Genomic DNA, 20146 nt, shown 5'->3' with positions numbered 1-20146 from the left:
AGTTCTTTTAGTTGTTGATTTCATAACACTCTCCAATTTTGGGGGTGGAAAGTGTCAACCTTATTTAGGACGGCACAATCAATTAAAACAAAGCGGGAACTGGTACTCCCGCTTTTTTAACATGACCAAACTCTGTTATTTTCTCTGCTTATTGATTTAGGCTAAACCTCGATCACCCACCTCATCTGGCAACTGTTGCAAAAGCCACTCTCTAAAACGCTTGACGCTTGCTGGGATTAAACCTCTATTTTTAGGTTCAAGCATAGAGAAATTGGAAGGTGTTGAAAGCACGTGTTCGACTGGCCTAACTAAAGCACCGCTTTGTAAATAGTCGTCCACTAATGATCCCCAGGCTAACGCGATGCCCTGACCATTAATTGCCGCTTGTAACAGCATTGGATAGTTATTGATGTTCATGCGATTACGAGGCGAAATATTTGGCAATCCTACACTCGCAAACCACTGCTCCCAATTCACCCAATCTCTTTGAGACTCCTCCAGATAGAGTAACGTTTTATTGAAGATTTCTTCTGGCTCACTAGGCTGGCCGATTTTCTCTAAATAAAGCGGGCTACACACAGGGAATACTTCTTCTGAAAATAGCGTTGTCACATCCATTTCCGCAGGTGGAGTGCGACAATAAAACAAGGCGAGATCGCAATCTAATCGGCGTAAGTCCAACACATTATCTGAGGCCAATATTCTTATATCGATGTCATCATGTTCATTTTGAAATTGAGCAACCTTAGGCAACAACCACAAGGCTGCCATTGCATTTGTCGTCGCAACCGTGATCTTTTGTTCGCCCTGCCACTTCTTCACTTCACCCGTGATTTGAGCAATATCGAGCAAAGATTGGCTGACAGCTTGATAATATTGAAGACCTGTAGGCGTTAAATTAATGCTTCGATTGGCTCGCGTGAACATAGCCTTGCCTAAGTATTCTTCTAATTGTCTAATTTGGCGACTGATAGCACCTTGGGTCACGTTTAGCTCGTCAGCGGCTAACGTAAAACTCAAGTGCCGCGCCGACGCTTCAAACGCAACGAGGCTATTTAAAGGTGGGAGGGGTTTGATTTTCATGTATCTTCCAGTAAGGCAGTATTGTAATTATTTTTATTCCCGGCAATCTTATGTTGCACGTGGATAATGCCATTCTGGACAACACCTCAAAAACGACAATTTATAAATGATAAAAAATAGAGATGAATCATAAATTGTTGTGAGAGAGACTGCCGTATACAGTTTCGTGGCTACAACGAGCACAAAAAGAGGAGCAGTTACTCCTCTTTTGTCTAGCCTTTTGCTCACTTTGTACGAGTTAGCCCATTTACCCTATTGCCAGTTTAGTGCTCGCGTAACGCGCTTTTTTCTTTCTTGGACTGGCTAAGAAGTACGCCAAAGTAAGGGGGCCTAATCGTCCCATAAACATCATGAAGATGATCACTAACTCACCCGGTTCGGACAAACTGCCCGTTAAGCCTCGCGATAACCCAACCGTACCCAGTGCCGAGACCGCTTCGAACATAATGTCTAACATAGACGCTTTCTCTGTCAGTAACAGCGTGAATATGGCAAACCAAGTCACCCCCACCGAGATCAGAGTCAGCGCCAATGCCTTGCTGATGGTCTCTTTGGGAATCTCGCGTTGAAAGGCATAGGTTGCTTCATCGCGACGCAAATAGCTGTAAGTCGCCAAGACTAACACTATAAATGTCACAACTTTAATGCCACTTGCCGTACTCAATGATCCACCGCCGATAAACATCAACACCAGAATGATCGCCGTTGTGGCATCTTCCAACTGATCGATAGCTAAAGTGTTGAACCCTGCCGTTCTTGGCGTCACCGCTTGAAACCACGATGCCCACCATTTCCCTGCTTCGCTCAACGGGGCAAGCGTGTTGGGGTTGTCATATTCAATCAGATAAATCGCGATAAGTGCCACCACGTTAATGATCATCGTGCCTAAGATCATCATTCGACTGTAAACGGTGAGTCGATGCCAACGGCGATTGCGTTTTAAGTCAATCCAAACCGAGAAGCCTAAACCACCAATAATGAACAAACTGGTAATGGTGAAGTTAACGACCGGGTCGTCCACGTAAGGCATTAAGCTATCGGCACTCAACGCAAAACCTGCATTGTTAAACGCACTGATGGTGTAGAAGAAACCATGGAACAAACTGGTTTCCCAGCCCAGCTCTTCACTCCAATAAACGCTCAAAATAGTGAAACCAATAAGTTCAACGAGCAGAGCGAACATCAATACAGATTTAGCAGTGGCAATGAGTGTCGATGAATCAGTCTGGTTGAACGCCTCTCTCGCGACTGCTCGCTCCAAAAAGCCAATTTTTCCGCCCAGAGCCAGCAAGGTCACGATAGCAAACGTCATCAAACCTAGGCCACCACATTGAATCAGGAAAGCAATAACCACTTGCCCAAAAGGCGTAAACGCCGTGCCCGTGTCCACCACAACTAATCCCGTCACCGTAATGGCCGATGTTGCTGTAAACAGGCTTTGAATCCAAGTGATGGGCTCTGTGGTGGCAATCGGCAGTTTGAGTAAGACCGTGCCGAGCATGATCAAGCACGCAAAGCTGAGGCTAAGTATCAGCGGCGGTGCGCCCAACAATTTTTTGCCCGCTTTGGGTTTTCGCTCGATCGGGATAATAGAGGGATGCCACAAAACCATGTTACACCAACCTTGGAGCGACGTATTTCAGCTCAGCGCGACTACCACAAAGCAACAGCGTGTCGAACTCATTAAGCACAAACTCATCATTGATATTGGTGTAGACGGCTTCTTCGCGCTTCACCAAGATAGGCTGAATGTTGTAACTGCCTCGGCTGATCAACTTAGAAAGCGGTGTATCGTGCAGATTGGATTTAACGTGGATTTCCACCACATACAAACCATGACCCATTTCCAAATAGTTGTTCACCATCGGATAGTTGAGTGCCTGCGCGACTCTTACGCCCATCTCCTCTTCCGGATGAATAATGCGTTGTACACCAAGCTTAGACACGATGGTGTGGTGCGCTTTGGTGCTCGCTTTGACCCAAATGGATTTCACACCCAGATTTTTCAGCGCCAGCGTACACAACAAACTGGCTTGCATGTCTTCGCCAATCGCCACCAACACCACATCACTGTTCGCTAACGCTAATTCTCTGAGTGCACCTTCGTCTGTTGCGTCACATATGACCGCTTGCGTTAACTCCTCGACGTATTTTTCGACGATTTTCGGGTCGCTATCCACCCCCGTTACGGTGTGTCCAAGATGAATAAGTTCTAAGCTGGCGGCAACGCCAAATCGCCCTAGACCAATTACTGTAAAGTGAGCCATATCAATACCTAACTGTGTTTTATGTATAGAAAATGCTAATGCGTTAAGGGCTAGACTGATTTTCCGTCACGGAAAATAGGCAACACGAATCCTGTTCGAGTGCCGATAACCAGCACTAAACCTTGGCATTAACGTTGATTAAATTTGGAATTTAGTGGTGCTTGGACGCCTCTAGCACTAAACGATAACCCAGCCCCGGCTCGGTTTTTAAGAGCCGCTGTTCGTCAGCACTATCGTTCAGTTTTTTGCGTAGTTGACTCACTAACACGCGTAAGTAGTGAGTATCTTCGACATGACTTTTTCCCCAAATCACCGCTAGCAAATGAGTTTGCTCAATGAGTTTTCCCGGTTTGAGAATCAACTGTTCAATGAATGAAAACTCTTTCTTGGTGAGTGGAATTTCCCTCTGATCTAACCAAAATTGGTGAGTACTTTTGATGATTTTGACTCGGCCAGCCACCAGCTCATCAGCGATGGATTGCTCATCCACCAAATCTCGAACCAACACTTTGATGCGCGCGATGAGCTCTTTTACGCCAAAAGGCTTGCTCAAGTAATCATTTGCGCCCGCTTCTAAAAGGCGGATTTTTTCCTCTTCTTGATCGCGAGCCGTCAGCACTAGCACTGGCGTTTTATACGTCTGACGAAGCGTAGTGAGAAACTCCTTCCCATCGCCGTCGGGCAAGCCTAAATCTAGCAGAATGACGTGCGGCGAATGTGCTTCGAAACACGCTTTGGCTTCTGCAATGGTACTCGCGCCAATGTAATCAAACCCTTCAGCAGACAGCGAAATTCGAATAAAGGTATGAATGCGAGGCTCATCGTCCACGACTAAAACTTTGTAACTCACGCCTGCTCTGCTCCTTGATTGAGTGGAAGTAGAATGCGGATCAGCGTCCCTTCTGATACTGGCATAGATTGAATCTCTCCTTGGTGTGCGATGATGATGCCTTTGGCAACCGCGAGTCCCATTCCGGTGCCTGAATCGGCCGATTTGTTGTTCACACCGGAATAGAAAAGGTTGAATATTTTTTCCGCATCTTCAGCTTTGATGCCAATCCCCATGTCCCGAACATCAATCACGCACGACGAACCCTGCTTAGAAAGTGAAACCTCGACAGATTCATTCTCTGGTGAAAATCGCATGGCATTATCCAGCACATTAAAAATCGCTTGTTCGATGAGCGAACGACTTACTGACAAATAGCCAACGGCATCATCCATATTCATGGATACTTTCTCGGTGTAATTCGGCAAACGAGAAACCGCATCCCGCACAATATTCGCAATAGGCTCATCTTTTTTGGTAATTTTTAATGTGCCGTGTTGGAGCTTAGTCGCCTGTAAGAGGTTCTCTATATATTGATGCAAGCGGTGGCTTTCTGAAGTCGCACTGTCGAGCAATTCTTTGCGCTCTAAGTCATTGAGCTTGGGCATGTACTCGTTGAGTGTGGTCAGTGTTCCAATAATGGTTGCCAACGGCGTGCGTAGGTCATGGGACACCGATAGCAGGATGCTGTTTTGCAGCTTGGTTTGTTTTAATTCTCCCTGCTGGCGACGATAAAGATCCGCAAAGGTGCTGGTGATAAATGCCACCACCATAAACACGACTAAATTAAAAATGTCTTCCGGACGAAACATCTGCAAAGAGTAACGAGGCGTCGTGAAAAAGAAGTTGAAGCTCAACGCTTCGATCACCGCCGCCGCATAAGCGAATCGCGAGTTGCATTGAAACGCCACTACCACGACTGCTAACTGTAAAATCAGCAGGACTGCGGCTGTAGAGCCAAACAGTTGGTCTAACAGCCATGAGACCACAACCGCGCCAACAATCACGGTAGTAGAAAAGAGAAAGGTGTTATCTCGCCATTGAACAAACATAAAATACATCAACCAAAATTCGATGTAGAAAACTTTAGCAAAAGCCCATTCGGAGTTCGCGTAAAAAAAGCGTAAAAAATTCAATAACGACAGTGAGTTATAAACATAATCATCATTAAGTTGGCCTAACTCAATGAATAATCACAAGTTAACGTTGCCCATTAACGCCTACTTACTCGGTATAAACGACAGACACAAAAAAGAGGAGCATTTGCTCCTCTTTCGTGTAGCGTCATATTAGATGACTTGCAGTTGAGCATCACCTTGCTCAGACAAAAAACCGCCGGTTTGATGCTTCCACAACTGAGCGTAAACACCACCCAATTGCAGCAGCTCGTAATGCGAGCCTTGCTCAATGATTTTGCCGTCATCCATTACAATCAAACGATCCATCGCGGCAATCGTTGATAAACGGTGAGCAATCGCAATCACTGTTTTTCCTTCCATCAGAACTTCAAGGTTTTCTTGAATTGCCGATTCTACTTCTGAATCAAGTGCAGACGTTGCTTCATCCATGATCAAAATTGGCGCGTTTTTCAGCAGAACGCGAGCAATCGCCACACGTTGACGCTGACCACCAGACAGCTTCACACCGCGTTCACCCACTTCAACGTCATAACCAACGTTACCTTGCTCGTCTCGTAGAGATTGAATGAAATCATGAGCATGTGCTTTCTCAGCAGCTGCGATAACGGCATCCATTGAAGCATCTGGATCACCGTAAAGAATGTTCTCTTTAATTGAGCGATGTAGCAAAGAGGTGTCTTGCGTGATCATACCGATGTGTTGGCGAAGCGACTCTTGTTCAACTTGAGAAATGTCCTGTCCATCAATACAAATCTTACCGCTATTTACGTCGTAAAAGCGCAGCAACAAGTTGACCAACGTGGATTTACCTGCCCCAGAGCGACCGACAATGCCGACTTTTTCGCCCGGTTTGATAGTCAGATTCAAGTTCTCAAATACTGCCTTCTCATCACTGTAGTTAAAACCTACGTGATCAAAGCAGATCTCACCTTGAGAGATTTGCAAAGGCTTAGCATTTGGTACGTCTTTCACTTCAACATCGTTTGAAATCGTATTAATACCGTCTACTACTGTACCGATGTTTTCAAACAGTGCGCTAACTTCCCACATGATCCACTTCGACATACCTTGTACGCGCAACGCAATACTGATGGCAATCGCAATAGCACCAATTGTTACAGCGTGATCTAGCCATAGATAAACCGAAATGGCACTAATAGACATCAGCAGCAAATAGTTGATGGCATCCACACTAAACAGTAAACAAGTCACCATGCGCATTTGGCGGTAAACCGTCACCAAAAATTGCTTCATGCTGCTTTCTGCGTATTCCAACTCTCGTTGCGAGTGCGCGAATAGCTTTACGGTAGATATGTTGGTGTAAGAATCGACAATGCGCCCAGTCATTACAGAACGAGCATCCGCTTGCTCCGTCGCTACTTGTTTCATTTTAGGGATAAAGTAGAACTGGATAACCGCGTACATTCCTATCCAAATCACAATAGGCAACATTAGCAAACCATCAGCTTCGCCCATCATCCAGAGCATCGAAAGAAAATAAACGCTGATATAAACCAGTACATCCACCAGCTTCATGACCGTTTCTCGTACCGCTAACGCACTTTGCATCACTTTGGTCGCAACTCGGCCTGCAAAGTCACGCTGGAAAAATCCAACCGCTTGTTTTAGCAAGTAACGGTGAATCAACCAACGGATAGACATCGGGTAGTTACCCAATAACGTTTGGTGCATCACCATTGAGTGGACAAAACCGAGAGCTGGCATCACAACCGCCACTAAGAACAGCATCATTAGCATGCGATCACCCTGGTCTTGCCAGAATGTTGCGCGATCTTGATTAGAGAGAATATCGACGAGCTCGCCCATATAACGCAACAGCGTCACCTCAGTAATGGCAATAAGCGCACTGAACACAGCCATAACGAGTAAAGGGGCTTCAAAGCCACGAGTGTAAAAACGACAAAAGCCAAATAGCGTCTTCGGTGGCTTTTCGGTTTCCATCTGGGGAAAGGGTTGGGTCAGCTTTTCAAACCAATTGAACATAACAATGACTTTAGGTACCGCGAATGAATTTGCGAACGTTTTACTATCTTTTGATACAAAAGTCAGTAAAATACCGAAACAAAAGCTCAAATGATAATAATTACAATTAAGCTTAGCGTTAATCATAATTATCGGGAATAGATTTATGCAAAAGAATAACTCACTGACCATCGCTATCCGCAACGCGTTGGTTTGTGCTTTAGCACCTACAGCAGTGGTTGCATTCACAGCACAAGCTCAAGAAGACGTCGTACAAGATGACGTGATTGCCATGGAGACCATAACGGTCACCGCGCAAGCACTTAAAGTAGAAACCCCTGCAGCAGAAACGCCGCGCAGCGTATCTATCATTTCTGAAGATGAACTTCGTGTTCGTGCACCGAAAAAGCTAGATGAAGCATTACGCTACACGTCTGGTGTAACCGCTCAGCCTTATGGCGCAGACAACGACACTGATTGGTTCAAAGTTCGTGGATTTGATGCAGCGACTTACCTAAACGGCAACCGCCTATTCCGCGATGGTTACTACACATGGTTGGTCGAACCTTACGGCCTAGAAAGTGTAGAAGTCGTTAAAGGTCCATCGGCTATTCTGTTTGGTGAATCGGCACCAGGCGGTATCGTGAATGCTGTTCAGAAAAAACCAACGTTTACGCCTCAAGGCGAAGTAAAAGTCGAAGTTGGCAACAACCAACACCAATCCGTAGGTTTTGACATTGCTGACGAAGCAAACGACGCAGGCACTGTGCGCTATCGTTTGGTTGGCTTGATGACAAGCCAAGATGGTGAACTGGACGGCACAAATAACGAGCGTTTCTACCTAGCGCCAAGTGTCGAGTTCGACATTTCTGACCGTACAATGCTGACCGTTTTGGCAACTTACCTTCATGATGACGGTGTACCAACTAACCCATTCTTCCCGGCAGCAGGTACTCTGATTGGTTCTAACTTTGGCAAAATCGATCCTTCGACTAACCTTGGTCAGCCAAACTACGATAAATACGAACGCACGCAGTTTTCTCTAGGTTACTTACTAGAGCACGACATCAATGACACGTGGTCACTCTCGCAAAACCTCAACTACGGTTCGAATGAGTTGTACTTGCGCAGCTCTTACGCGTTCTCAAACAACGATCCAGCGAAAGAAGAGTTAACGCAAGGCATCGTATTCCGTGACGGAAAAAACCAGAGCATCACGTTCGATAACAATGCTGTCGGCAACTGGATGACAGACAACGCAGAGCACACAGTGCTTATCGGTATGGATCTGCAATTCCACAAAACCGATGGCGACGAGCAAGACAACTATGCATTTGGCACTATCAACCCGTGGAACCCAGTTTACGGCAACTTCACCCCTCTTGATCCTGCCAACAACGTGAAACGTGAGATTGAGAAATCTCAAGCAAGTCTCTATTCACAATACCAATTGAAACTGCATGAACAGTGGATTGGTAACATAGGTGCTCGTTACGACTGGGTGAAAACAGAAAACTCTGGCAAGGGCGCTACCGTTGATCAAAGTGAATCTCGTGATGATGGTCAGCTCTCTCTAAGTGCGGGTGTGATGTACCTTGCAAACAATGGCCTGTCACCTTACGCAAACTACTCTCAGTCGTTTGAAGTGATCAGCACTATTGATGCGGCAACCAATGAACTTTACAAACCGCTGGAAGGCGAGCAAGTAGAAGTGGGTGTAAAGTATGAGCCAAGCTTTATGGATGGCTTTATCAACCTTGCATGGTTCGACATCACGCAAAAGAACGCGTTGGTCACTAACCCATCAACATGGATTGCGACACAAACAGGTGAAGTGACATCTCAAGGTATTGAGCTAGAAAGCACGGCGCAGCTAACCGACGATCTAAAACTGATGGCAAGCTACACCTACACTAAAGCGAAAACAGATGAGAGCTTTGGCCAAGGTAAAAAACAAGCCGCACTTATTCCTGAGCATCAAGCGTCTGCATGGGTAGACTACAGCGCCTACAGCCTGATTCCAGGCCTCAATATCGGTACTGGTGTGCGCTACGTAGGTGAGTCAAAAGATAACCCTAAGAGCTCGAACCTAACGGTTCCTTCTGTCACTCTTTGGGATGCGTCAGTCACTTACGACATCACTTCACAGTGGCAAGCACAGCTAAACGTGAACAACATCCTAGATAAAGAGTTTGTTTCAGGTTGCGATTACTGGTGTTACTACGGCCAGTCTCGCTCTGTTATGCTAAACGCAAACTACCGCTGGTAATTGTACTTCTACTCCCCTCTATTGAGGGGAGTTTTCTCCTAAGAGCCATCCATGTTTCAACTGTCTAATATTGAGATCGTGCGAGGTGGACGTCAGATCCTCGGCATCGAACAACTTAACATCCCAACAAATGAGCTAACGGTCGTTTTAGGCCATAACGGTTCAGGTAAGACGACACTGGTGAACCTGCTTTCTGGTCAAATGCCACCAGATAAAGGCACGGTAACACTAAACGATACTTCCCTTTCATCACTCAAAACCAAAGAGTTGGCAAAACAGATCGCCTATTTGCCACAAAAGCTGCCCTCTTCGGCTGGTTTAACGGTAGAAGAGCTAGTGCGCTTAGGTCGCTTTCCGTGGCGTGGGGCACTTGGTCGTTGGAAAGCTGAAGACAAACAGATCATCACGCAGGCTATGGAACGAACAGGGGTTACACCTTTTGCTCAAGCTTTGGCGGATGACTTATCGGGCGGCGAGCGCCAACGTGCTTGGGTGTCTATGCTACTGGCTCAACAATCGCCAATTTTAATTCTCGATGAGCCAACCTCGGCGCTCGATGTTCACCATCAGTTTCAACTAATGGCGCTGCTGGCAGAACTGAATCGAACCGAGAATGTAGGCATTATCGTGATCCTGCACGATCTGAACTTAGCACTGCGCTACGCCACCCACATTGTTGCGCTCAAAAAAGGTAAGATTGCCTTTGAAGGCAACGCCGACATGTTGTTAGACGAGGCACGCCTTTCTAAACTATATGAGTCACCAATTAAGCTGATTGAACACCCAAGCCCGGCTAACACATTAGCGAGCCAAAAGGTGGCTGTTGTATGCGCATAATGGCTCGTTTACTTACTGTGGTTACACAATCTGCTTTTCTCCTCGTATTTTTTATGACCAATGCACATGCAGTCATCACCGTTACCGATGAATATGGTGAGCATAGTTTTGAGCAAGCGCCTCAACGCGTTGTTGCCTTAAACTGGGACATCTTAGAACAAGTTTTGGCGCTAAACGTAGAACCAATCGCAGCCCCAAATTTACCAGGCTACCGCCAATGGGTCGTCAATCCAACTGCACCAGAGTCAATTGAAGATATTGGAACCCGAGCAGAGCCCAACTTAGAAAAAATAGCCAGTTTGAAACCAGATGTCATCCTTGCTGCGTCTCCACAGCAAGACTTGATTCCGTTACTCAAACAAATTGCTCCGGTAATCTATTTACCTAATTTTTCTGAAAATGAGGCCGCAGCTGAAACGGCCATTCGTCACTTTCGTACACTCAGCAAGCTATTCAATAAAGAGGCACTTGCTGAACAGAAACTGGCAGAATTAGATGCTTCATTTGCGCAGATGCGCCAGCGAATTCGCCACTATTACTCTGCTCCACTCAGCGTTCTTGTGATGCGATTTTCAACCCCGAATACTGTATTACTTGCAACCGAAAACTCCACCACTGACTACGTGGTTAGAAAACTGGGATTACAGGCTCCAATTAAAGAGGACCCACGTGCGTGGGGAGTAAAGCAAGATCGAATCAATCGGCTTCAGAGCCTTCAAAACAGCTACGTTCTCTACGTACAACCTTTCCCAGAAGAACGAAAACTGAAAGAGTCGCCACTTTGGCAAGCGATGCCGTTTGTGAAAAAGCAGCGGGTAAATTCAGTCAGAGCAGTGTGGGCGTATGGCGGTGCCATGTCTTTGCAATACACCGCTGAAGCGATTACCGACAGTCTAATAGAGTTGGCACCAGAACAATGAGAACGAAACATTATATTGGTTATCTGGCGCTGATTACATTACTTAGCGTCTTTAGCCTACAAATTGATACTAATTTATCACTTTTCGAACAATGGCAATTATTAACAAAACCAGAGGTAGCAACCGAGTTTCGTGACGTATTCTTTACGCAAGCGCAGCTTCCTAGGTTAAGTATGACCCTGCTTGTTGGTGCCATGCTTGGTCTCACCGGCAGCTTAATGCAGCAATTAACGCAGAATAACCTCACCTCGCCGTTGACTCTTGGCACCTCTTCTGGTGCTTGGCTTGCATTAGTCGTGGTAAACATTTGGTTCGTCGATTGGGTCGCCGATTACTCTGCATTAGCCGCAATGTTTGGGGCTTTAGTGGCGTTTGGCCTGATCGTATCAATTGCCGGTGTGCGTAATATGACAGGTTTGCCGTTGGTCGTTTCGGGGATGGTGATCAATATCTTGCTCGGTTCTATCGCCACAGCCATTATTATTTTAAACGCCCAGTTCGCACAGAATATTTTTATGTGGGGAGCAGGAGACCTCTCTCAATACAGCTGGGATTGGTTTGAGTGGTTATTGCCTCGCTGCGCTATCGCAATCGTAATTTTGATCGTCGCACCACGTATTCTGACCTTAATGAAACTAGGACAAGAAGGCGCAGCAGCCCGAGGCTTAGCGGTATTACCCGCGTTTGGTGCGTTAATGGTGATGGGTATTTGGCTGGTATCTGCCTCCATCACCGCAGTTGGTATTATCAGCTTCATCGGATTACTGACACCCAATATTGCCAGAGCGATGGGGGCAAGAACACCGCGCGACGAATTGATCAGCAGCATGCTTTTGGGCGCAATGCTACTAATCATCACAGACTCTGCCGCTATCTCGCTGAGCTTATGGTTAGAGGAAACCATTCCTAGCGGCGTAGCGGCTGCAGCTATTGGCGCTCCCGCTTTAATTTGGTTTACTCGTAAAAAACTGACGGCAACCGATCAACTTAACCTTTCAATGAGCCAAGGAAAAACGACGCTTTCTAAACGCGCGGTATGCAGCATTGCGCTATTCAGTCTGGTTGGGATTCTAGCTTACTCATTCGTTACCCATGGTATAAACGGAATTCAATGGTCTGTGCCAGGTGAGTTCCAATGGCAATTGCGCTGGCCGCGCATGTTAACCGCACTTTCTGTCGGTATTGCGCTATCCGTTGCCGGAATCATTTTGCAACGCATAGTTTACAACCCTCTGGCAAGTCCCGATATTCTCGGTGTGTCTTCCGGAGCCACGTTTGCCATTATTACGACAGGAGTCATCGCTGGGTCGCTTCTCTCCGCATTTAGCTGGGGTATCGCTTTTTTCGGAAGTATGTCCGTATTGATGTTATTGCTGGTTATCGGTAAACGAAGCCATTTTAATCCATCTAACTTCGTGTTGTCCGGCATCGCACTAACGGCACTATTAGAAGCCCTCGTTCAATTTTCGCTAGCTCAAGGCTCAGGTGACAGTTACAAAATTTTATTGTGGCTAACTGGTTCTATTTATCGAGTCACAGCCGACACCGCACTGATGTTATGTTTGGCCATAATAGTTCTGCTTGCCGCTGTATTCTCGATTTCTCGTTGGCTAACACTAATTTCCATCGGGCGACAATTCTCAAATGCACGAGGGCTTAACCCTACCGTAGCCAATACGCTTATGCTCACCATCGTTGCTTTGTTATGCGCCTTTTCTACCGCTACAGTTGGTCCAATATCTTTTGTTGGCTTGGTCGCTCCCCATATGGCGATGATGTTAGGAGCAAGAAAAGTGAAAGAGCAACTGTGTGTCGGAGCCTTAATTGGCGCAACCCTAATGTTGTGGGCAGATTGGCTAGGACAAATCGCTATTTATCCAAGTCAGGTCGCAGCTGGCACGTTGGTCGCTATTATAGGCAGCACTTACTTCCTATTTTTAATGCTGAAGAGTAAATTCAGCTAAGTTGGGAATATTTTGACTGCCTAAAAATACGCTAAGAAACACAAACCCCGCTATTTTGATAGCGGGGTTTGAAATTAAAGGCGAAGTACGATGCTCTATTCTTCTCGCACTACAGGAAAACGTTGCTCATAAAGTTCCATAAAGTCCTTACGAATTAAATGCTCTAAGTGGTTCGCTTTATCGGTTGGGCAGAAAATCATCACGTGCAGAATTTGTTCGCCATTAATGTTACTAGAAATATGCATATGTGGCTCAGAACCAGGAAGGTCAACACCAGCATGTTTTTCAATCATCGCATTGTAACGATGTGCAACATCAGCAAAGTAACTGCAATGTTCTTCAATTTTATCAGTTAAAATCGGTAACAGTGGATACAAATTGACGAAGTCTTTCACCACTACAGAAAAGTTGTGGTAAACGTACCGCTTCATGAAGTTGAGGTTCTTTACTGGATAGGTAAAGAACATACTATTAGGCAATGTCGCTGTTTTGCCGGTGTAATGATATTGCCCGTGATGCAGGTCGATCTCTTGAATCACCGTCGCCATCATATTGTGCTCAATCACTTCACCGCATAACTTCCCGACCTCAATCCAGTCCCCAACGCGAAAAGAACGTGAACTTGCTCTTTGAATCGAACCCGTAAAACACAAAATGATTTCTTTGGATGCCACTACAATGGCAACGGCAATCGCCGTTACACTCAGAGCAAACTCGTTAATTTCTGATTGCCATAAAATAAATAAAATCAGTAATGTAACAGCAAAGGTGCCATTTTTAGTTCTGGACATCCAACTACGCTGATCTTCTGAGAGAAAAGCGTGATCACCACGAATCATCGATAAAATTGCACGACGAATTAACCACATAATCGCAAAGATCAGTGCGGTAAAAATCAATTTATGAGTGAGAAGAAAATCGACAACTAACTGCACTTTCTCCATTCCACGGCTCCCTCGAATAAAAATACGGCCCAGTAACAGCTAACGATAACAAATTATTTTGTCTGTTGTCCGTGCTCACTCAAGTCTTTTTGAAATTACTCCTCTCTGAAGGCGCGATTCATGCTTTCTGTAATTGGCTTTATTAGGTAGCTCAATGGCGTTCGTGGCTCAGATAAAATAAGCACTTCGGCATTCATGCCTGAGGTTAAACGATGTTTTGTCACATCTTCCGGTGAAATTGCAATTCTAGCGAGATAAAAATCTTCTTGGTTTTCTTGCGAGAGCTTATCGGCAGAAATCGTCAGCACAGTACCGTCTAAAGGTGCCAACGTCCGTGCATTCAGAGCGGTCAGACGAACATGCGCTTGCTGGCCTGGATTCACTAAATCAATATCCTGAGGATTAACACGAGCCTCGACTAACAACTTATCGTCTTGCGGGACCAGTTCTAGTAACGTTTCACCCGAGCCAATCACACCTTTTTCGGTAAACACTTGCATGTTGACTACGCGACCAGAAATAGGTGCGTTGATCGTTGTTCTTGCGACAATATCTTGAGCGGAGCGATATTCTTCCCGAATTGCGACAATTTCCGTTTTGGTATTTCGTAGTTCCTCGACAATCTCATTCAGCCTTTCAAGCTTCAACTCTTCAATTTGCGCTAGGTTCTCATCTAACCTTTTTCTAACGGTGAGCGACTGCCTATCTAACTGGCTTAAGGTACTTCTCACCTCCGCTGCTAAGCGCTTGAGTTGAAGTAAAGTAGATTTTCCCGAGAAACCTTTTTGCACCAAGGCTTGGTTGCTGTCTATTTCTTCAGCAATAAAGTTGAGCCGTTCCGTCTCAATCACTTTGGTTTGCTGAAGGTTTTCAAGCTCTAAATTTGCTCCAGAAATACTCTGCTCAATGATACTCAGTTTACTATCAAAGAATCGCTTTCTCGCTTCAAAGATCTTGTTTTGAACCAGTTGTGCTTCTTGTACGATATCGACACGGGGAATGCTTTCAAGATCATCAGACCATACAATCGTTGGAAGCTCATCAAGCTCCGCACTTAAACGGTTTTCCTTTGCTAGAGTATGGATAAAACGACCACTTAACGAGTCCAACTTAGCCATAGCTTGACGCTTAGAAAGTTGAATTAATAACTGACCTTTTTCGACTAAATCCCCTTCCTGTACATATAGCTTTTCAATAATACCGCCTTCTAAATGCTGAATTTCTTGTCGCTTAGTGAGAACTGACAAATCACCATAAGCAATCGCTGCACTTTCTAATTTGGCTGTTGCAGCCCAGTAGCCAAGGCCTCCAAGAAAAACACTTAAGGTCACCACACCGAGTAAAATTGGTTTTCGAAAGTTTAGTCTCGCTTTGGGGCTAAAACGATATACGATCTCGGTAGAACTCTGATTAACGGTTGGCAGTTGATTGCTCATTTCTTACCCTTGGGATATCTGTTCTTTCTTCGCCCATCAAACGTTTTAATACTTCATCTTTAGCGCCGTATAACTTGACTCGGCCGTCAGCCAAATACAAGAGCCTATCCATTTGTCGTAACGTGCTCGGATTGTGAGCAATGACGATAATCGTTGTACTCTGTGCTTTTAAATGGGCAATCAAACGTTGATACGCAGCCTCTCCCTCACCATCGAGGTTGGCATTCGCTTCATCGAAAATCACAATAGAAGGGTCGCCATAAACGGCTCTTGCAAGAGCGATTCTCTGCCTTTCCCCCCCAGATAAACCACGGCCATTTTCACCAATAATGCAATCATAGCCTTTGTTTTTCTTGAGTATTAATTCATGACATCCTGCTAGTTGAGCCGCCTTGATGACTTTAGCGGGGTCTTCTTCTTTAAAGCGCGCGATGTTCTCTCGAATTGTGCCAGGAAATAACTCCACCTCTTGAGCGAGATACCCAAAATGCACGCCGCGATCTTCAGATGCCCATACGGAGACTTCCATTCCATCAAGAGTCACTTTACCCGCTAATGGCTTAACCGTACCTAATAACAGCCGAGCAAACGTCGATTTACCCGTACCAGAAGGGCCAATCACCCCAACAGCAACACCCGGAGGAATCGATAAGCTGAGCGATGAGAGCACTGGTTCGGTTGCTCCAGGATGGCGATAGGCCAGTCCGGTAAGCTCATAGTGTCCTTTTGGTTTAGGCAGTGGCATATCTGATTCATCTTGGCGCACGATCGCATCGATTTCTTTCAACCTTTTATAGGCGCCTTTAGCAGACATCGCGCTTCGCCACGTGCCTATCGCCTGCTCCATCGGCGATAATGCCCGACTCATTAATATGGAGCTCGCGATCATCGCCCCTGCCGTTATCTCATGTTGGATAACTAACCATGCACCACCTCCCAGTAAAAATATCTGTAATGAGCCACGCACAAACTTAGAAAAGTTAGCCATGTAGATAGACTTACCTGCAACTCGCTCTTCAAGCACATTCACTTCGCTCACGCGCGACTGCCACTTCTCTAAAAATGCATTCATCATCCCCATTGCGAGAATTGAATTGGAGTTTTGCGTGGCTAATTCTGCGTTGTTGATATGAGAAATCGCTCTGACTTCGCTCTCTTGCATTGTTTTACGCGTCATTAGCTCATTAAGCAGACCTAGGCTAAACAATACGATAGATCCAAGTAACGCGATGTGACCTAGTATCGGGTGCAATAAATACACAAATAAAATAAATAGCGGTGTCCAGGGCGCATCCAACAGTGGATAAGGTGCTTGACTGCTCAAAAAGCTTTTGATGTTCTGAATGTCTCTCAGAGTTTGCGAGGTATAACTCTTCCCAGTATGTGATTGATATTGAATCGTGCGCTTGAGCATGAAAGCGGAGAGTTTTGTGTCCATCCAATAACCAAAAGATTTACTCATTTGTGCTCGTGCAATGTCGATGATGGACATGGTTAACAGCGCGACAATTACGATGACAGTGAGCAAGAATAAAGTATCGGTTGAGTAGGAGGATATAACTCGGTTGTACACTTGAAGCATGTACAACGGAATCGAGAGAACCAATAAGTTGATAAAAAGGCTAAAAACGATCAGCAAGCCCGCAAGCGTGCATAGTTTTTGTTTCACTTCTTTGAAAACCGTTTTTTGCACGACTACTTCCGTTTAACGTGAAAATTGTAGGCGCCAGAAATACTAGCGCCTAGCTTAAGGTAACCTCAAATCGCTCTAGAGTGTCCGATTAGTTCACCTCAGCATGGCAGAGCCACGCAAACTAATTCCCATCCAGAGTTATTTTCAGTCGTTTAGATTACGAACAGATCTGCACCATAGGTGTTGATGTCAGTTTCAGTCACGCCAATAAGTTTCACTGTTAGATCAGCCCCATCGGTAAACACTGCATTCCCAACTGCATCGTAGCTAAAGCTTAAATCACCAAAGTCAGTGACAGAGTCGCTAATGATGTGCAAAGAGTCTTCACCAATGGTGAAATCAACAACTTTGGCTTCGCCATGGCCACCAAACTTATCCGTGAACACAAACTTATCGCCATTGCTGCCGCCAACTAAAACGTTGTCACCAGAACCAGCAACAAGAATATCTTCACCGACACCACCATTTAATTTATTGTCACCCAACAAACCCAACAGCAAGTCATTACCGGTACCACCGCCGAGGTAGTCGTTTCCTGTACCAGCCCTAAGGATGTCATCTCCAGCACCACCAGTTAGGCGATCGTCGCCGTCGCCGCCGATCACATAATCATTACCGCCACCGCCAACAAACGAGTCATTACCACCAAAACCGATAAACAAATCATCGCCGCCATCGAAATCAGCAAATTGGTTATTTACACCTGCATCGCCTAAATACGTGTCATTGTCACTTGCGCTCATTTTTATTCCCTCTTAGCTTATTAATTGAATAGACCTTCTGTTCCACGTCTGACTAGATTCGTCACGACATGAGAAGTCTAATAGTCAACTGAATAGGAATAAGTTTGAATATGGGATGATATTTCAGACTGACATTTTAATAATAAATATAAAATTTAGTACTTTATAGAGTATTTTCTTTTTATTACAGCAAGTTAATACTAGTACTACAGGTTTCTCTTAGCCCAACTTGTAGCTTGCGTACGGTTCTTTACTTCTAACTTTCTAAAAATATTGTATAGATGTGATTTAATAGTATGCTCGCTGATAAATAAAGAATCAGCGATTTCCATATTTGAACCACCTTCTTTCAACATTTTTAAAACCTGAACTTCACGCCGAGTAAGCTCAACCTCAATAGCAGGTTCGATAATGCTATTTACTTCTCTGCCTCGATAATAATTTACTAGCTGATCAAGTAATCTTCGAGACAGCCAATTATCCCCTTTTATTATTGCTTTTAATCCCTGACAAACCTTGTCCATTGAATCTCCTGGACCAAATATACCTTTTACATGAGGCCAAGAAGCGAGTTCTTCTGTGTCTAAGTCATAACCTAGATTAAGCATTATGGTTCCTAGCACTTTATTACTATCTTTTAAATAAACTAAAGTTTCGGAAGGAATCTCAACTGAAAAATCAACAAGCAAAAAGTAGCGTTCCGGAATGAGTTCATGATAACTAGGGTTTTTAGTATCAATGATCGTTATTTTAGTTTCTGTATTTTTAGAAAGCATTTCCTTAAAGTTTTCACTCTGTAAACTTTGTTGAGTGAGCATTAGGATTTCAGGCTTTTCCATATACTGTTCCATAATGTTTCTCATACTTTCAGTGACTTAACATTCTTAAATTAGTAGTTAATCGTCAGCACTTAGTTTGATATGTAAGTGCTAGTTCACAGAGTAAAGTTATTTGCTACTTTTTTAAATTCTAAAGTTATTAAAAAGAGAACCAAAAAAAGTGTTTCTCATAAAAGAAACACTTTTAACACATTCAGGTCACAGAAATTATTAAGAGTTTACTAAATTAGGCAACCTAATATTGCAATAGCATTACACCGTTAACGAGTTGTCTGAAATATTTTCCTTTGCCCAAATAAGTGCTTGAACTCTATTTTTCACATCAATCTTCTTGAAAATATTATGTAAATGCGTTTTTACCGTATTCTCGCTGACAAATAATTGTTCGGCGATTTGTTGATTGGACGCCCCCATGGAAAGAAAGGTAATTATTTGTTGCTCTCGTTTGGTCAGAATAGCGGAAACATTCTTATTTATAGGTTTGCAATGTCGACGAAGGTAAGTAATGTACTGCTGAGAAAACTTACGGCTGAACCACATATCTCCTTGAAGCACCTTACCAATACCAACTTGCAACGTTTTTATATCATCAGAGGTATAGAAAATACCGGCCAAAGTACGCCAAGCAAAGAGATCTTCTGTCGATATGGATTGCTCACAATTAATTAAGATTTCAAGCGTGTCTTTCTGCTTGGCCGCTTTAAACTCCGCATAACGGCGAAAAATTTCATCCGTGATCACGCTGCAATCAACAATAATGGCTGATGCAAGAGATTCATGTAACACTCCGTGAATCAGATTATCTGGCGTGATTAGAGCAACACTAATACCGAGTTTGGTCTCCAATACATCTTTCAACAGAGATGACTGTAGACTTCCCTCCGTGATTAAAATAACGTTTCTTTTTTTTTGCTGCTCCATCCTGATCGCATTCCCTTGGTCGTTTTTATTGAAATACGCAATAGATTTAGATAGAGCGGTAGTATTGTCAAGTATGAAAATCACTAGTACTAATTAATAACTCATTGAAGTGTCAATAATTTTTAAGTGGCAAGTATGTGAGAGGTATTAGCATTTTTCACACATTAAAAAAGGGAGTATAAACTCCCTTTTTGTGTTTGAGCTGTGCCGTCCTAAATAAGGTTGACACTTTCCACCCCCAAAATTGGAGAGTGTTATGAAATCAACAACTAAAAGAAC

16 protein-coding genes are annotated in these 20146 nt (G+C 44.5%); 4 read left to right on the top strand and 12 right to left on the bottom strand.

Annotation, left to right across the window (positions count from 1 at the left end; translation table 11 throughout):
- Nucleotides 1-156: 156 nt before the first annotated feature.
- The 6 genes from R7F67_RS23205 to R7F67_RS23180 form a co-directional block, all read right to left on the bottom strand.
- On the bottom strand, nucleotides 157-1083 hold the full coding sequence (locus R7F67_RS23205; RefSeq protein ID WP_005385892.1) for a LysR substrate-binding domain-containing protein: 927 nt from the start codon (nucleotides 1081-1083) through the stop codon (nucleotides 157-159).
- A gap of 247 nt (nucleotides 1084-1330) precedes the next feature.
- Complete coding sequence (locus R7F67_RS23200; protein ID WP_025768536.1) at nucleotides 1331-2695, bottom strand: TrkH family potassium uptake protein; 1365 nt, start codon at nucleotides 2693-2695, stop codon at nucleotides 1331-1333.
- Nucleotide 2696: 1 nt separating this feature from the next.
- A complete protein-coding gene (locus R7F67_RS23195; RefSeq protein ID WP_005375180.1) occupies nucleotides 2697-3350 on the bottom strand; it encodes a potassium channel family protein in 654 nt (217 codons plus the stop codon).
- A gap of 151 nt (nucleotides 3351-3501) precedes the next feature.
- Nucleotides 3502-4200, bottom strand: coding sequence for a response regulator transcription factor (locus R7F67_RS23190; protein WP_017635309.1), 699 nt, complete (start codon nucleotides 4198-4200; stop codon nucleotides 3502-3504).
- Nucleotides 4197-5231: a DUF4118 domain-containing protein gene (locus R7F67_RS23185; RefSeq protein WP_042521742.1), complete on the bottom strand. Its 1035-nt coding sequence runs from the start codon at nucleotides 5229-5231 to the stop codon at nucleotides 4197-4199. Before R7F67_RS23185 ends, R7F67_RS23190 begins: the two co-directional genes overlap by 4 nt.
- 237 nt (nucleotides 5232-5468) lie before the next feature.
- Complete coding sequence (locus R7F67_RS23180; RefSeq protein ID WP_042521744.1) at nucleotides 5469-7322, bottom strand: ABC transporter ATP-binding protein; 1854 nt, start codon at nucleotides 7320-7322, stop codon at nucleotides 5469-5471.
- A gap of 145 nt (nucleotides 7323-7467) precedes the next feature.
- Here R7F67_RS23180 and R7F67_RS23175 point away from each other — a divergent pair, with 145 nt between their 5' ends.
- The 4 genes from R7F67_RS23175 to fhuB are packed head-to-tail and all read left to right on the top strand — an operon-like array spanning nucleotide 7468 to nucleotide 13291.
- On the top strand, nucleotides 7468-9570 hold the full coding sequence (locus R7F67_RS23175) for a TonB-dependent siderophore receptor (protein ID WP_025768541.1): 2103 nt from the start codon (nucleotides 7468-7470) through the stop codon (nucleotides 9568-9570).
- Between the two features lie 51 nt (nucleotides 9571-9621).
- Nucleotides 9622-10407: an ABC transporter ATP-binding protein gene (locus tag R7F67_RS23170; RefSeq protein WP_042521606.1), complete on the top strand. Its 786-nt coding sequence runs from the start codon at nucleotides 9622-9624 to the stop codon at nucleotides 10405-10407.
- Nucleotides 10398-11327 carry an iron-siderophore ABC transporter substrate-binding protein gene (locus R7F67_RS23165; RefSeq protein WP_052484250.1) on the top strand — a complete coding sequence of 310 codons (930 nt, stop codon included), beginning with the start codon at nucleotides 10398-10400 and terminating at the stop codon, nucleotides 11325-11327. Before R7F67_RS23170 ends, R7F67_RS23165 begins: the two co-directional genes overlap by 10 nt.
- Nucleotides 11324-13291, top strand: coding sequence for a Fe(3+)-hydroxamate ABC transporter permease FhuB (gene fhuB / locus R7F67_RS23160; RefSeq protein WP_318057396.1), 1968 nt, complete (start codon nucleotides 11324-11326; stop codon nucleotides 13289-13291). The genes R7F67_RS23165 and fhuB overlap by 4 nt, the downstream gene beginning before the upstream one ends.
- A 95-nt stretch (nucleotides 13292-13386) precedes the next feature.
- Here fhuB and R7F67_RS23155 read toward each other — a convergent pair whose 3' ends face one another.
- The 6 genes from R7F67_RS23155 to R7F67_RS23130 all read right to left on the bottom strand — a co-directional run bounded on the left by R7F67_RS23155 (nucleotide 13387) and on the right by R7F67_RS23130 (nucleotide 19867).
- Nucleotides 13387-14235, bottom strand: coding sequence for a mechanosensitive ion channel family protein (locus tag R7F67_RS23155; RefSeq protein WP_005375171.1), 849 nt, complete (start codon nucleotides 14233-14235; stop codon nucleotides 13387-13389).
- A 95-nt stretch (nucleotides 14236-14330) separates the two neighbouring features.
- Entirely contained in the window at nucleotides 14331-15671 is a 1341-nt protein-coding gene (locus tag R7F67_RS23150; protein ID WP_005375170.1) for an HlyD family type I secretion periplasmic adaptor subunit, read from the bottom strand.
- Nucleotides 15646-17364 (bottom strand): type I secretion system permease/ATPase, encoded by a 1719-nt coding sequence (locus R7F67_RS23145; RefSeq protein ID WP_042521608.1) that lies wholly within the window; start codon nucleotides 17362-17364, stop codon nucleotides 15646-15648. Before R7F67_RS23145 ends, R7F67_RS23150 begins: the two co-directional genes overlap by 26 nt.
- 152 nt (nucleotides 17365-17516) lie before the next feature.
- Nucleotides 17517-18107: a calcium-binding protein gene (locus tag R7F67_RS23140; RefSeq protein WP_005375168.1), complete on the bottom strand. Its 591-nt coding sequence runs from the start codon at nucleotides 18105-18107 to the stop codon at nucleotides 17517-17519.
- A gap of 206 nt (nucleotides 18108-18313) precedes the next feature.
- Nucleotides 18314-18970, bottom strand: a complete 657-nt coding sequence (locus R7F67_RS23135) for a LuxR C-terminal-related transcriptional regulator (protein ID WP_031777174.1) — start codon at nucleotides 18968-18970, stop codon at nucleotides 18314-18316.
- 228 nt (nucleotides 18971-19198) lie between these two features.
- A complete protein-coding gene (locus R7F67_RS23130) occupies nucleotides 19199-19867 on the bottom strand; it encodes a LuxR C-terminal-related transcriptional regulator (protein WP_021707603.1) in 669 nt (222 codons plus the stop codon).
- Nucleotides 19868-20146: the final 279 nt, after the last annotated feature.

It is taken from the genome of Vibrio sp. YT-17 (assembly GCF_033337375.1).
Classification (GTDB): domain Bacteria; phylum Pseudomonadota; class Gammaproteobacteria; order Enterobacterales; family Vibrionaceae; genus Vibrio; species Vibrio alginolyticus.
This window is presented reverse-complemented; position numbering and strand designations above follow the sequence as displayed.